The sequence below is a fragment of the Klebsiella sp. C349492 genome (assembly GCF_042055345.1).
Taxonomy (GTDB): domain Bacteria; phylum Pseudomonadota; class Gammaproteobacteria; order Enterobacterales; family Enterobacteriaceae; genus Klebsiella; species Klebsiella scottii.
This window is the reverse complement of record NZ_JANQCE010000005.1, coordinates 103,220-115,931: the sequence shown is the minus strand read 5'-3', so window position 1 is coordinate 115,931 and position 12,712 is coordinate 103,220. Positions and strand designations below refer to the sequence as shown.

The window sequence follows — 12,712 nt, the reverse complement described above, 5'->3', positions numbered from 1 at the left end:
GCCCTAAGCGCTCACGGCTGCTGCGCGACGCATGCGCAGCAGCAGTACCCCTCCGGCAAGCAGGGTGACCACCTGTGACGCCACCAGTACCGAAAATCCTGAACTGACTGACCCAACCGACTTCATCACCAGCCCCATCAGCAGCGGGATAAACGCCGCGCAGATATTGCCGATACCGTTAATGATGCCGTAGGCGCTGCCTACCGCCTCCTTCGCCGCGTGATGCTGCACCACCGCCGGTATCGCCGCCCCCTGAAGCCCCCAGAAGATATTGGCCGACAGCATAAACAGCGCCAGCCACGCCGACTGGTGGCTGAGCATCAGCGCCAGTATCGAGCAGGCCGTCAGAAAGCCGCCGCTGATAAACAGCAGCGGGGCCTGTTCAGGACGCATTTTATCGAGCAGCACGCCGCCAAGAAGTTTTGAGCCCAGGCTGAGCAGAAAGGGGATCGCCGCCAGAACGCCGGTGGCCTGTAGCGAGAAGTGATGCTCATCGCGCAGCCAGGCCGGCAGCCAGGCGCTGCTGCCCCACAGATAGCTGAGGGTGGCGATCTCGACCAGCAGGATCCAGCCGAGGAGCGGCGTACGCCAGGCTAGCTGAAACGTCTGCCTGAAGCCGGAACGGTACCTTTGCGCCGCCGCGGCCGGAGCCGGCAGAAAGCGCCAGATCAGCCCGCCGCCGAGCAGCAGATTAAGCGCGGCCAGGCTATAGAAAGAGCCTTGCCACCCCTGGTGCTCGATTAAAAAAGTGACCAGCGGGAACCCCACCGCCAGCCCCAGCGAGACCCCGAGCGCGGTGACCGCGTTCGGTTTGCCGATCTCGCCGGCGGAGAAGCTGTCGCTGATAAAGCGCGTTTTGAGTGAAAATAGCGGCCCTTCCGCAATGCCTAAGATAACGCGGGCGATCAGCATCCCGAACAGCGAGCCGAGCAGCGGAGAAACGGCGCATACCGCCGCCCAGATAGCGATGCTGATTAATAGTCCCTGCCGGTAGTGCAGCCGGTTTTCTATCACCGGCGTTAAGAGTAATGCCGAAATGCCATAGCCCACAAGAAAGCAGGTTATCAGCATTCCTTGTAACATTCTGTTTTCATTTAACTGAAAATGGGCAGCAAATTCAGGGTTCAGTATCATCACTGAAATATTTACCCGATCAATATAAGAGATGATAATTAACAACAGTAGCGCGATTGTTCCTTGCCATTTTGCGGTCATTTTTATTCTTTCCCCCCGGTCATTTATGAATCAACTTCATTATTTTTAAATAGTGGTGATAGTCACGGATGTAAAATGATTCACAGGTGAAACTCATTGTTTTATAAAAAATTAATTAAAATGTGTTTCACCAGTGAAACTTGATGTGAAGCCGGATTTATCATTTTTAATGATTATATGGAAAAGAAGTCAATAGTCGTTTTCGAAAAGTTAAGTTCCCGCTTAATTTATTTTCACGCCACGTTTTAAATATCACAATTTCATATTACCGCAATTTTTCGTGATCGATTGCACACTTAGCTAATTAAATCACGACTACTTAACAAATCCTTCACATTGCCGCTTGACGAAAGATTGAACGCTTTTATATTGACCGTATTAAATAAGAAACAGAGTTTCATATATGAAACAAAGCCTGGAGGATCGTGATGAGCTGGATAGGCGTATGTGACGCAGAGCAGGTACAGGAAGATTTCCCTTATAGCGGCAATATCGACGGTAAAGAAATCGGCATTTATCTGATTGATGGCGAGTATTACGCGCTGGAGGACGTATGTCCCCACGCCTACGCGCTGTTAAGCCAGGGCTTTGTGGAAGACGGCAAGGTCGAATGTCCGCTGCACGAAGCGGTATTCGATGTGAAAACCGGTCAATGTCTGCACGGTCCGGGTGGTCGTAACCTCAATCGTTACCCGGTGCGGGTATTCGACAATCAGATCCAGATTACTTTTATCGAGGAGAGCGTGGCATGAGCGAAACCCTGAACTTCAACCCGGCGCTGCCGGAAAGCCGCCAGTTTACGCCGCCCGCCGAAGGCGGAAACGGCAATATTCACAAGCCGGGCGACTACGAAAATCTTATCTGGCAGACCCGCAGCCGCGTCCCGGAAAGCTGGGAGCTGCAGCTTATCGCCACCCTTGAAGGGCTGTTTGAGCAGGGGGCGGAAAACCTGACGCAGCTGGTGGACGGGCTGAATGGCCTCAGGATGCACGACCAGCAGGGCGAACCGTGGAGTGAAGCCAGCTTTGAGGCTTTTTTGCAGGTAAACGGATACTGAGGACACAGCGATGACGACAACGGTACAGAACTATCTCGATAAAGGTTTACGCGGCCTGTGGTATCCGGTGCTGGCAAGCTGGGAAGTGCAGTCCGCGCCGGTAGGCATCACCCGTCTCGGCGAACAAATTGTGGTGTGGCGTAACAAAGACGGTCAGCTGCAGGCGCTGGAAGACCGCTGCCCGCACCGCGGCGCGCGCCTGTCGATGGGCTGGAACCTCGGCGACCGCATCGCCTGCTGGTATCACGGCGTGGAAGTGGCGGGGAACGGCGAAGTGAAAGATGTCCCGGCGGTCGACAAGTGTCCGCTGGTGGGCCAGCAGTGCGTGCGCAGCTATAGCGTTCAGGAAGCGCACGGGGCGATTTTTTTATGGTTTGGCGCGACGGCGAACCAGCAGCCGGATGAGCTGAGCTTCCCGGAAGAACTGGCTAACGGCGACAAATACAGCAACTTTCTCTGCACCGCCGCGTGGAAATGCAACTATCAGTACGCGCTGGAAAACGTTATGGACCCGATGCACGGCACCTACCTGCACTCCTCTTCACACTCGATGGCGGAAGGTGAGCGTAAAGCGGACATGGTGCTTCAGCCGACCAAAACCGGCTTTATCTTTGAGAAAAAAGGCCAGAGCGGCGTCAACTTTGACTGGGTGGAGCTGGGTAACAGCGGGGCCTGCTGGATGCGCCTGTCGATCCCGTACCAGAAACGCTTTGGGCCAGGAGGCCACTTCTTTATCGTCGGCATGGTGGTACCGGAAGATAATGACAACTGTCGGGTCTTTTTCTGGCGTATCCGCGGCGTACAGGGCTGGCAGCGCGATATGTGGCGCTTTATGTACCGCAACCGTCTGGAAAAACTGCACTGGGAAGTGCTGGAGCAGGATCGCGTGGTGCTGGAGAGCCTGGCGCCGAACGCCCGCGACCATGAATACCTCTATCAGCACGACGTCGGGCTGTCGCGCCTGCGCCGCATGATGCAAAAAGCGGCCAAAGAGCAGCTGGCGGCGCGGGATGAACAGCAGGGCGCCGCCTGATGAACGGACTGCTGAACGGAAAACGCATCGTCGTGACCGGGGCCGCGCGCGGGCTGGGCTATCACTTCGCCAAAGCCTGCGCGGAGCAGGGAGCGAAAGTCGTGATGTGCGACATCCTCGAGGGCCAACTGGCCGAGAGCGCGCATGGGCTCAGCGAACGGGGTTTTGCCATCGAGTCTTACGTTATCGATCTGGCCGATCCGCGCTCAATCGAGCAGGTTTTTAGCGCGATTGGCGAACGGGGCTCCATCGACGGGCTGGTGAATAACGCCGCAATGGCCACCGGCGTCGGCGGCAAGAATATGATCGATTACGATCCGGATCTGTGGGATCGGGTGATGTCGGTTAACGTCAAGGGCACCTGGCTGGTCACCCGGGCGGCGGTACCGCTGCTGCGTGAAGGCAGCGGGATCGTTAACGTGGCGTCGGACACCGCGCTGTGGGGCGCGCCGCGTCTGATGGCCTACGTCGCCAGCAAAGGTGCGGTCATCGCCATGACCCGCTCAATGGCGCGGGAGCTTGGCGAGAAGCGCATTCGCATTAACGCTATCGCTCCGGGGCTGACCCGGGTTGAGGCAACCGAGTATGTTCCGGCTGAACGTCATCAGCTGTATGAGAACGGCCGGGCTCTGAGCGGCGCCCAGCAGCCGGAGGATGTTACCGGCAGCGTGGTGTGGCTGCTCAGCGAGCTGTCGCGGTTTATCACCGGACAGCTGATCCCGGTCAACGGCGGATTTGTTTTTAACTAAAGAGGCGAGGCGGTATGGCAAACGAGCGGGAAGTGAAGTACCTGGTGCCGGGCCTGGAGCGGGGGCTGGAGCTGCTGCTGGCATTTGGCGAGCAGCATCGCGATCTCACCTTTGCCGAGCTGCATCGGCTGGTGGATATGCCGAAAGCGACCGCCTATCGCGTGGTGCAGACGCTGGAATATATGGGCTTTCTGGAGCGCAATCCGCGCACCAATACCTTTTCGCTCGGGATGAACGTCCTGCGTCTTGGCTTTGAATATATCGCCTCCCTGGATGTGGCGCAGGTCGGCCAGCCGGTGATTGAACAGCTGCGCGATACCAGCCAGTGCAGCAGCCACCTGGCGATCCGCGACGGGCGCGACATTATCTATATCGCCCGCGTCAGCGCCGCCGGCTCGCGCATTAATCAGGTCAGCATCGGCACCCGGCTGCCGGTCCACTGCACCTCGCTTGGCCGCATGCTGCTGACCGACGTCTCCCGCCGCGAGTTTGAACAGCTGTTCCCTGACGAACGGCTGCCGGGCAATACGCCGGGGCAAATTCACGACCGCGAGGCGCTGTGGCAGATGGTGCAGCAGGATAAAGCGCGGGGCTTTGTGATTGGCGAGTCCTTCTACCGTCACGGGATCTCCTCCATCGTTTACCCGGTCTACGATCGCAGCGGACGGGTGGCGGCGGTCGTCAGTATCCTGGTGCCGTCGGATGAGATCCCGCAGGCCGACCGCGAGCGGCTGCAAAACGATGTCAGCATGGCGGCGGACAAAATTTCAGGCTTCCTCGGGCATTTAGCTCAGGCTATTTAAATCAATACGTTAACTGCAGGCGCTTGGGTGCGTCGGGCATGTTTTACGCCCAAATCCGGGCGACAGAACGGTAAAGAGGCAACGAACGATGAGTGTAACCGGAATTGAAAAGCTGGAATTTGGCGTCGACGACCTGACCCATAGCGCCAAATTTATGCGTGATTTTGGCCTGACGAGCGATGCCGACGGCCGGCGTTTTACCACCCTGAGCGGCGCTCAGGTGCTGCTGAACCCGATCAACAGCCCGGATCTGCCGCCCGCCTTTGAGGCGGGTAATACCCTGCGCCGGATGACCTGGGGCGTGGCGGACCAGGCGGCGCTGGATGCGCTGCGTCCGAAGCTGGCGCAGCAGCCGGCCTTTCGCGAAGTGGACGGCGCTCTGGAGTGCCAGGACCCGAACGGCATGACGCTGCGGGTCCAGGTGAGCCGGCAGACGCCGGTCGCGCTGGAGGTCGAGCCGATAAACCAGTGGGGCGACGTGCGGCGGATCGATACGCCGAGCCCGGTTTATGACCGCGCTCAGCCGATCAACATCGGCCACGTGGTGTTCTTCGTTGAGGAGCTGGCGGCGGTAGAGACCTTCTACCGCGAGGTGCTGGGTTTCCAGGTTTCCGATCGCTATATCAACCGCGCGGTGTTCCTGCGCTGCGGCGTCCGCGGCGGTCATCACAATCTCTTTTTATTACAGCTGCCGACCCGCAAGCGCGGCCTTAACCACGTCGCCTTTACGGTGCGCGATATTCACGAAGTGATCGGCGGCGGGATCGCGATGAACAAAAGCCAGTGGAGCACCTTTATCGGCCCCGGCCGCCACCCGGTCTCTTCGGCCTATTTCTGGTACGTCAACAGCCCGACCGGCGGGGCGTTTGAGTACTACACCAACGACGACTATCTGACGGAAAACTGGCAGCCGCGCGAGCTGGAACACTCCCTGGTTTCCTTTACCGAGTGGGCGGTGGAGGGCGGTATCGACCACGATACCCGCCGCCAGCAGAAAAAGCCGGAGGCGGTATGACGGTGCGGATAGTGATTATCGGCGGCGGCCAGGCCGGCGGCTGGGCGGCAAAAACGCTGCGTGATGAAGGCTTTGACGGCGAGATTTGCGTCATCGCCGAAGAGGAGTGGGATTTTTACGAACGTCCGCCGCTATCGAAAGCGGCGCTGCTGGAGGCCGAACCGGCGCTGCCGCGTCTGTTTAGCGCGGAAGCTCAGCAGGCGCTGAACCTGAAGTGGTATCGCCCGCAGCGGGCGGAGGCCATCGAGCGCGAGAGCAAAACCGTGCGCCTGAGCGGCGGCGAGCGGCTAACCTACGACCGCCTGCTGATCGCCACCGGCGGCCGCGCCCGCCTGCCCGGAGAGGCCTGGGCGCAGCATCCGCAGGTCTACACCCTGCGCCACTGGCAGGATGCCCGGCGGCTGAAGCAGCGTCTGGCGGCCAGCACCCGGCTGGCGATCGTCGGCGGCGGCTGGATTGGCCTGGAGATTGCCGCCTCGGCGCGCAAAAGCGGCGTCGAGGTCACGCTATACGAACAGCAGCCGGCGCTGTGCATGCGCTCGGTGAGCGGCGAAGTGTCGCAGGAGCTGGAATGGCTGCACCGGGATCAGGGGGTCAACGTCCGCACGGGGTGCGGCGCGCTTGGCCTCGAAGATAGCGACGGCCTGCCGGTGATCCGCTGCGACGGCCGACGTCAGACCTTCGATGCGGTGGTGGTGGGGATCGGCGTCGATCTTAATCTGGAGCTGGCGCAGGAGGCGGGCCTGCCCGTCGATCGCGGGATCGTGGTCGATGCCCAGGGACGAACCGCCGATCCGGCTATTTTCGCCGCCGGCGATGTCGCCCGCCATCACCAGTACGGCCTGTGCATTCAGTCGTGGGCCTTTGCCCAGAATCAGGCGGTGGCGACGGCAAAAGCGATGCTCGATCCGCAGGCTGAGGGCTACGACGAAGCGCCGTGGCTGTGGTCGGATCAATACGCGCACAATATTCAGATCCTCGGTATTCCGCAGCCGGGAACCCGGACGGTGGTTCGCCGCGATCCCAAAGGGCCGCTGTTTTTCTCGATCGCTGGCGACGGCCGCCTCAGCCAGCTGGTGGCGTTTAACGATGCGCGCACCGTCAAGCTGGCGAAGCGCTGGATGGCGGCGGGGAGGGATCTTTCCGCCGTGCCGCTCGACGATCTGACCTTTTCGCTGATGTCATTGCGATAACATCCGCGCACCCTTAAGGGGGAGAGATGACCACATTAGAGACCAACACCGCGCCCTCCGTGGCGGGCGGTGAGGGCGTCCACGCGCCTGAAAAAGCGGTTCGCTGGGCCATTCCGCTGTCGTTACTGGCCTGCGTGCTGCTGGCGTTCTTCGACAAAATCAGCATCGCGGCGCTGTTTTCCGATAGCCATTTCCAGCAGGCGATGGGCATCGATTTTGATACCACCCGCCTCGGCATCCTGATGAGCGCTTTTTTACTGAGCTACGGTTTCTCCTCGGTTCTGCTCAGCGGGCTGGGAGACCGCATCGCGCCGCTGCGCCTGCTCACCGGCATGATGGTGGTGTGGTGCGTATTGATGGTGATGATGGGATTCACCCACAGCTACAGCGCCATGATCGTGCTGCGCGTGCTGCTCGGTATCGCCGAGGGGCCTCTGTTTCCGCTGGCCTTCGCCATCGTGCGCCACACCTTCCCGCAGCGTCTGCAGGCGCGCGCCACCATGCTGTGGCTGCTCGGGACGCCGGTTGGCGCGGCCATCGGCTTCCCGCTCTCCATCTGGCTGCTCAGCACCTTCGGCTGGCAAAGCACCTTCTTTGCGATGGCGATGCTGACGGCGCCGGTGCTGATTTTTGTCCGTATCGGCCTGCGCGGCATCCAGCTGGAGGGCAAAACGTCCGCAGCCGAGAGTTCGCAGGAAGAGCGGCGTAGCGCCCGCCGGGAGCTGTTTGTCAGCCCGCACTTTTGGATGATTTGCGTCTTCAATATCGCCTTCCTCGCCTATCTGTGGGGCATCAACGGCTGGCTCCCCGGCTACCTGATTAAGGGCAAGGGTATCCACCTGGAGCACGCCGGCTGGCTGTCGTCGATGCCGTTTATCGCCATGCTGCTTGGCGAAATTATCGGGGCGTGGCTTTCAGACCGGGTGGATAAACGCGCGGCCGCCTGTTTTATCTCGCTGGCCGGGGCGGCGGTGGGTCTGGCGGCGGTGATGCACTTCACCAGCCCGCTGACGGTTATTGCGGCGATGAGCTTTAGCACCTTCATGTGGGGAACCGGCGCCCCCAATATTTTTGCGCTGCTGGCGAAGGCGACCCATCCCCGGGTCAGCGCCACGGCGGGTGGGATTTTCAACGGGTTGGGAAACTTTGCCGGCGCCCTGTCGCCAGCGGTGATGGGCGCGCTTATTGCCTTCACCCATAGCATGGATTCCGGACTGATCTTTCTGGCGGTGATGGCGGTCGTGGGCTGTCTCCTGTTGCTGCCGCTGCTAAGACGTTACTGAGGAGAAGACGATGACAGATACAAGCGTAACTGCAAAACAGGGCCTCAAGCCTGAGCACCTGACGATGGAAGAGTGGATTGAGTCGCGCATCGCGCGCTTTGAGGGACGCAAATATGACTGGAACGCGCTGAAGTTTCAGGCCGATTTCGACCCGAAATACCGCCGCGCCCAGATGCGCTACATCGGCACCGGCGCCACCGGCGTCGCCAGCGATACCAATACCGTGGCGGCGGAGAATTTCACCTTCTCCACGATGGTGCTGCCGGCGAAGTGCGAAGGGCCGCTGCACCTGCACGACGATGTCGAAGAGGTGTTTTTCATGCTCAAGGGGCAGATAACCCTGATGGTTCAGGACGGCGATAGCTACACCGAAACCGTGCTGCGCGAGCGCGACCTGATCTCCGTCCCGCCTGGGATCTATCGCGGGCTGTTTAACCACGGCGAGGAGGAGGCGTTGATGTGCGTGATGCTCGGCACCCGCAAGCCGAATATCCCGACCTACCCGGAAGATCATCCCCTGTCGAAAGTGAAGCGGAATTAAGGAGGCGGTATGACGGGTTTTCGTCAACAGGGGAGCGGCACGCCGCTGATGCTGCTGCACGGCATCAGCTCCGGCGCGGCCTCCTGGCATAAACAGATGGCGCTGCCCGGCTATCGCGTGCTGGCCTGGGATATGCCCGGTTATGGCGAAAGCCCGATGCTGCCGGTCGCACAAGCCGATGCCGGCGACTATGCCGAGGCGCTGGCGCGCCTGCTGGACAGCGCCGGCGTTGAGCAGGCGGTGCTGGTGGGCCACTCGCTGGGCGCGCTGGTGGCCAGCGCCTTTGCGGCAAAGTATCCCGGGCGCGTTCTGCGCCTGGTGCTGGCCGATGCCGCTCAGGGCTACGGCCGGGCAGAAGCCGCGCAGCGTGAAAAAATCTGGCTGGGCCGCCGGCAGCAGATGGCCTCCGGCGGCGAAGCGATGGCGCAGAGCCGGGCCGCGAAGCTGCTGCACCCCTGTACGGATGAGGCCAACGTCGTCGTCGTCGCCGCCGGCATGCGCAGGCTGCGCGCCGAGGGCTATCTTGCCGCGGCGTGGATGCTGGCCCATGACGATATTCACCGCTGGCTTGGCGATTTTGGCGGCCGCTTTGAGGCGTGGTGCGGTGAGCAGGATGCCATTACCCAGCCGGAGCTGGTGCAGGGGCTGGCGCTGCGCTACGCCATGCCGTTCGTCGGCATCCCGCGAGCGGGGCACGCCAGCTATCTCGATAACGACATATTTTTCAATCAACAGCTTTTACGGGTAAGGGAAGAGGTGCGCGATGAATGCACAAATTGAAGGCCGCGTAGCGGTGGTTACCGGCGGGTCGTCAGGGATTGGCTTTGAAACGCTGCGCCTGCTGCTGGCCGAAGGGGCGAAGGTCGCCTTCTGCGGTCGCGATCCGGATCGGGTCGCCGGCGCCCACGCGGCGCTGCAAAACGAATATCCCGGCGCGGAGGTCTTCTCTTACCGCTGCGACGTACTGAAAGAAGACGAGGTGCGGGGCTTTGCCGAGGCGGTAGCGGCCCGCTTTGGCGATGCCGACATGCTGATTAATAACGCCGGCCAGGGGTACGTGGCGCACTTCGCCGATACGCCGCGGGAGGCGTGGCTGCACGAGGCGGAGCTCAAGCTGTTCGGGGTGATTAACCCGGTGAAGGCCTTTCAGGCGCAGCTCGAGCGCTCGGATATCGCCTCGATCACCTGCGTGAACTCGCTGCTGGCGCTGCAGCCGGAGGAGCACATGATTGCCACCTCCGCGGCGCGCGCGGCGCTGCTCAACATGACCCTGACGCTGTCGAAGGACCTGGTTGCCAAAGGCATTCGGGTGAACTCCATTCTGCTCGGCATGGTGGAGTCCGGACAGTGGCAGCGGCGCTTCGAGAACCGCACGGACAGGAGCCAGAGCTGGCCCGAGTGGACGGCGGATATCGCCCGCAAGCGCGGGATCCCGATGGCGCGCCTCGGCAGGCCGAACGAGCCGGCGCAGGCGCTGCTGTTCCTCGCCTCGCCGCTGGCGTCGTTTACCACCGGTGCGGCGCTGGATGTCTCCGGCGGCTTTTGCCGTCATCTGTAAGGAGTTGAGATGAAAAAGATCATGCTCATCGGCTATGGCGCAATGGCGCAGGCGGTGATTGAACGGCTGCCGCCGCAGGTCGCCCTGGGCTGGGTGGTGGCGCGCGAGGCGCACCACGCGGCGATCCGCCAGCGCTTCGGCGATGCGGTAGCGGTGCTGGAGGACCCGCAGGCCTGTACGCAAACCCCGGATCTGGTGCTGGAGTGCGCCAGCCAGCAGGCGGTGGCGCAGTTTGGCGAAGGGATCCTCAAGCGCGGCTGGCATCTGGCGGTGATCTCCACCGGCGCGCTGGCGGATAGCGAGCTGGAAAAACGTTTAACGAACGCCGGAGGCCGGCTAACCCTGCTTTCCGGCGCGGTGGCCGGTATCGACGGCCTGGCGGCAGCGAAAGAGGGCGGTCTTGAGCAGGTGACCTACCGGTCGCGCAAAAGCCCGGCCAGCTGGCGCGGCAGCTATGCGGAAATGCTCATCGACCTCAACGCGGTCAGTGAAGCAAAAATCTTTTTTGAAGGCAGCGCGCGCGAAGCGGCTCGTCTGTTTCCGGCGAACGCCAACGTTGCGGCAACCGTCGCGCTGGGCGGCATCGGGATGGACGATACCCGGGTACAGCTGATGGTCGATCCGACGACCAAACGCAATACCCATACGCTGCATGTACAGGGCGCGTTTGGCGAGTTCCACCTGGAGCTCAGCGGATTACCGCTCGCCAGCAACCCAAAAACTTCCACCCTGGCGGCACTGAGCGCGGTTCGCGCCTGCCGCGAACTGGCATAGCGCAAAGAGGCGGCGATGGATGAGTTAAAGATTTTTATCGGCGGTCGCTGGCGCTACGGCGGCGGCAACCTGATGCACAGCCTGTTTCCGGCCGACGGCTCGGTAAACGCCACGCTGCATGCGGCAAGCCTTGACGATCTGCATGAGGCGATCGCGCTGGCCGAAAGCGCCTGGCGCCAGCCGGCGTGGCGCAGCATGCTGCCCCATCTACGGGCAAAGATCCTGCATAGGGCGGCGGATATTATCGAATCCCGCCTTGAGGAGCTGACGCGGATGCAGAGCCGCGACAACGGCAAGCCGCTGGCGGAGGCGCGAGGCCTGGTGATGAGCGCCGCGGGCAGCGCCCGCTACTTCGCCGCCGCCTGCGAGCTGCTGGAGGGCGAACTGCCGACCCCCCGGCAGGCGGATCTGCTGACGCTCAGCCGCTACGAGCCGCTGGGCGTGGTGGCGGCGATTACGCCGTGGAACTCGCCGATCGCCAGCGAAATGCAAAAAGTGGCCCCGGCGATCGCCGCCGGTAACGCGGTGATCCTCAAGCCGGCGGAGGCCACGCCGCTGATGGCGCTGGAGCTGGCGCGGATCTTCGAACAGGCCGGCCTGCCGGCGGGCCTGCTCAGTGTCCTGCCGGGTAAAGGATCGGTAATTGGCGACGCGCTGGCCCGCCACCCTCTGGTGCGCAAAATTTCCTTTACCGGCGGCACCAGCACCGGACGTCATCTGGCGCACGTAGCGGCGGAAAAGCTGATCCCGGCGTCGCTGGAGCTCGGCGGAAAATCGCCGACTATCGTGCTGGAAGATGCCGATATTGAGCAGGCGGCTCGGGGCATCTGCTACGGCATCTTTAGCTCCGGCGGCCAGGCCTGCATCGCCGGTTCGCGGCTGTTTGTGCATGAAAAGGTCTACCCGCAGCTGATGGCGCGCCTGCTGGAGCTGACCCGCGGACTCAGAATCGGCCATCCGTTTAGCGCAGAAACCCACGTCGGGCCGCTGATTAATGCTAAGCACCGCGACAGCGTGCTGGAGTACGTCGAGCTGGCTAAACGCGAAGGCGGCCGGGTGCTGTGCGGCGGCGAGATCCCGGCGGACCCGGCGCTGGCGGCAGGCAGCTATTTTCAACCGACCATCGTTGAAGGGCTGACCAACGCGGCCCGCGCCTGCCAGGAGGAGATCTTCGGCCCGGTGCTGGTGGCGATGACCTTCAGCGATGAGGAGGCGCTGATCCGCGAAGCCAATGATTCCGTCTACGGCCTGGCGGCGGGGATCTGGACGCGGGACAGCGGACGCGCCCTGCGCTTAAGCGATCGTCTGGAAGCCGGGACGGTGTGGATCAACACCTACAAGGTTTTCTCCATTTCCACCCCGTTTGGGGGCTTTAAAGAGAGCGGCCTGGGCCGCGAAAAAGGGATTCAGGGGCTCAAGGCCTGGATGCAACAAAAGAGCATTTATCTGGCGACGGGTAATAGCGTCAACCACTGGTGCGACTAAGAGAAG

At 61.7% G+C, this 12,712-nt stretch carries 14 protein-coding genes; 13 read left to right on the top strand and 1 reads right to left on the bottom strand.

The genetic code is table 11. The annotated features are described in order from the left end of the window. Positions 1-3 precede the first annotated feature (3 nt). Positions 4-1,215, bottom strand: coding sequence for an MFS transporter (locus NWP14_RS18350; RefSeq protein WP_331834855.1), 1,212 nt, complete (start codon positions 1,213-1,215; stop codon positions 4-6). A gap of 428 nt (positions 1,216-1,643) precedes the next feature. On the opposite strand from NWP14_RS18350, the gene NWP14_RS18345 reads away from it, so the two are divergent. The 13 genes from NWP14_RS18345 to NWP14_RS18285 all read left to right on the top strand — a co-directional run bounded on the left by NWP14_RS18345 (position 1,644) and on the right by NWP14_RS18285 (position 12,706). Continuing rightward, positions 1,644-1,967: a non-heme iron oxygenase ferredoxin subunit gene (locus NWP14_RS18345; RefSeq protein ID WP_095099312.1), complete on the top strand. Its 324-nt coding sequence runs from the start codon at positions 1,644-1,646 to the stop codon at positions 1,965-1,967. After that, positions 1,964-2,272, top strand: a complete 309-nt coding sequence (locus NWP14_RS18340) for a recombinase-like helix-turn-helix domain-containing protein (RefSeq protein ID WP_095099310.1) — start codon at positions 1,964-1,966, stop codon at positions 2,270-2,272. Before NWP14_RS18345 ends, NWP14_RS18340 begins: the two co-directional genes overlap by 4 nt. Positions 2,273-2,282: 10 nt before the next feature. Next, the gene (locus tag NWP14_RS18335) at positions 2,283-3,305 is read left to right on the top strand and encodes an aromatic ring-hydroxylating dioxygenase subunit alpha (RefSeq protein ID WP_331834854.1); all 1,023 of its coding nucleotides are present in this window, start codon (positions 2,283-2,285) and stop codon (positions 3,303-3,305) included. Then, positions 3,305-4,054 carry an SDR family oxidoreductase gene (locus NWP14_RS18330; protein ID WP_331834853.1) on the top strand — a complete coding sequence of 250 codons (750 nt, stop codon included), beginning with the start codon at positions 3,305-3,307 and terminating at the stop codon, positions 4,052-4,054. Before NWP14_RS18335 ends, NWP14_RS18330 begins: the two co-directional genes overlap by 1 nt. 14 nt (positions 4,055-4,068) lie before the next feature. Continuing rightward, positions 4,069-4,857: an IclR family transcriptional regulator gene (locus NWP14_RS18325; RefSeq protein ID WP_095099303.1), complete on the top strand. Its 789-nt coding sequence runs from the start codon at positions 4,069-4,071 to the stop codon at positions 4,855-4,857. A gap of 88 nt (positions 4,858-4,945) precedes the next feature. Then, positions 4,946-5,872, top strand: a complete 927-nt coding sequence (locus NWP14_RS18320) for a VOC family protein (protein WP_095099301.1) — start codon at positions 4,946-4,948, stop codon at positions 5,870-5,872. After that, the gene (locus NWP14_RS18315) at positions 5,869-7,065 is read left to right on the top strand and encodes an FAD-dependent oxidoreductase (protein WP_331834850.1); all 1,197 of its coding nucleotides are present in this window, start codon (positions 5,869-5,871) and stop codon (positions 7,063-7,065) included. Before NWP14_RS18320 ends, NWP14_RS18315 begins: the two co-directional genes overlap by 4 nt. A gap of 26 nt (positions 7,066-7,091) precedes the next feature. Next, a complete protein-coding gene (locus NWP14_RS18310; RefSeq protein ID WP_375215788.1) occupies positions 7,092-8,348 on the top strand; it encodes an MFS transporter in 1,257 nt (418 codons plus the stop codon). A gap of 10 nt (positions 8,349-8,358) precedes the next feature. Further along, a complete protein-coding gene (locus tag NWP14_RS18305) occupies positions 8,359-8,889 on the top strand; it encodes a cupin domain-containing protein (RefSeq protein WP_331834848.1) in 531 nt (176 codons plus the stop codon). A gap of 9 nt (positions 8,890-8,898) precedes the next feature. Continuing rightward, positions 8,899-9,669, top strand: coding sequence for an alpha/beta fold hydrolase (locus tag NWP14_RS18300; protein ID WP_375215787.1), 771 nt, complete (start codon positions 8,899-8,901; stop codon positions 9,667-9,669). Next, a complete protein-coding gene (locus NWP14_RS18295; protein WP_331850449.1) occupies positions 9,653-10,447 on the top strand; it encodes an SDR family oxidoreductase in 795 nt (264 codons plus the stop codon). Before NWP14_RS18300 ends, NWP14_RS18295 begins: the two co-directional genes overlap by 17 nt. Positions 10,448-10,456: 9 nt before the next feature. Next, the gene (locus tag NWP14_RS18290; RefSeq protein WP_375215786.1) at positions 10,457-11,221 is read left to right on the top strand and encodes an aspartate dehydrogenase; all 765 of its coding nucleotides are present in this window, start codon (positions 10,457-10,459) and stop codon (positions 11,219-11,221) included. A 15-nt stretch (positions 11,222-11,236) separates the two neighbouring features. Beyond that, positions 11,237-12,706: an aldehyde dehydrogenase gene (locus NWP14_RS18285; protein WP_375215785.1), complete on the top strand. Its 1,470-nt coding sequence runs from the start codon at positions 11,237-11,239 to the stop codon at positions 12,704-12,706. Positions 12,707-12,712 lie beyond the last annotated feature (6 nt).

What these genes read in the sequence shown, in the direction of transcription:
- NWP14_RS18350 (WP_331834855.1), bottom strand. Translation starts at nt 1,215, where the DNA reads ATGACCGCAAAATGGCAAGGAACAATCGCGCTACTGTTGTTAATTATC.
- NWP14_RS18345 (WP_095099312.1), top strand. Translation starts at nt 1,644, where the DNA reads ATGAGCTGGATAGGCGTATGTGACGCAGAGCAGGTACAGGAAGATTTC.
- NWP14_RS18340 (WP_095099310.1), top strand. Translation starts at nt 1,964, where the DNA reads ATGAGCGAAACCCTGAACTTCAACCCGGCGCTGCCGGAAAGCCGCCAG.
- NWP14_RS18335 (WP_331834854.1), top strand. Translation starts at nt 2,283, where the DNA reads ATGACGACAACGGTACAGAACTATCTCGATAAAGGTTTACGCGGCCTG.
- NWP14_RS18330 (WP_331834853.1), top strand. Translation starts at nt 3,305, where the DNA reads ATGAACGGACTGCTGAACGGAAAACGCATCGTCGTGACCGGGGCCGCG.
- NWP14_RS18325 (WP_095099303.1), top strand. Translation starts at nt 4,069, where the DNA reads ATGGCAAACGAGCGGGAAGTGAAGTACCTGGTGCCGGGCCTGGAGCGG.
- NWP14_RS18320 (WP_095099301.1), top strand. Translation starts at nt 4,946, where the DNA reads ATGAGTGTAACCGGAATTGAAAAGCTGGAATTTGGCGTCGACGACCTG.
- NWP14_RS18315 (WP_331834850.1), top strand. Translation starts at nt 5,869, where the DNA reads ATGACGGTGCGGATAGTGATTATCGGCGGCGGCCAGGCCGGCGGCTGG.
- NWP14_RS18310 (WP_375215788.1), top strand. Translation starts at nt 7,092, where the DNA reads ATGACCACATTAGAGACCAACACCGCGCCCTCCGTGGCGGGCGGTGAG.
- NWP14_RS18305 (WP_331834848.1), top strand. Translation starts at nt 8,359, where the DNA reads ATGACAGATACAAGCGTAACTGCAAAACAGGGCCTCAAGCCTGAGCAC.
- NWP14_RS18300 (WP_375215787.1), top strand. Translation starts at nt 8,899, where the DNA reads ATGACGGGTTTTCGTCAACAGGGGAGCGGCACGCCGCTGATGCTGCTG.
- NWP14_RS18295 (WP_331850449.1), top strand. Translation starts at nt 9,653, where the DNA reads ATGAATGCACAAATTGAAGGCCGCGTAGCGGTGGTTACCGGCGGGTCG.
- NWP14_RS18290 (WP_375215786.1), top strand. Translation starts at nt 10,457, where the DNA reads ATGAAAAAGATCATGCTCATCGGCTATGGCGCAATGGCGCAGGCGGTG.
- NWP14_RS18285 (WP_375215785.1), top strand. Translation starts at nt 11,237, where the DNA reads ATGGATGAGTTAAAGATTTTTATCGGCGGTCGCTGGCGCTACGGCGGC.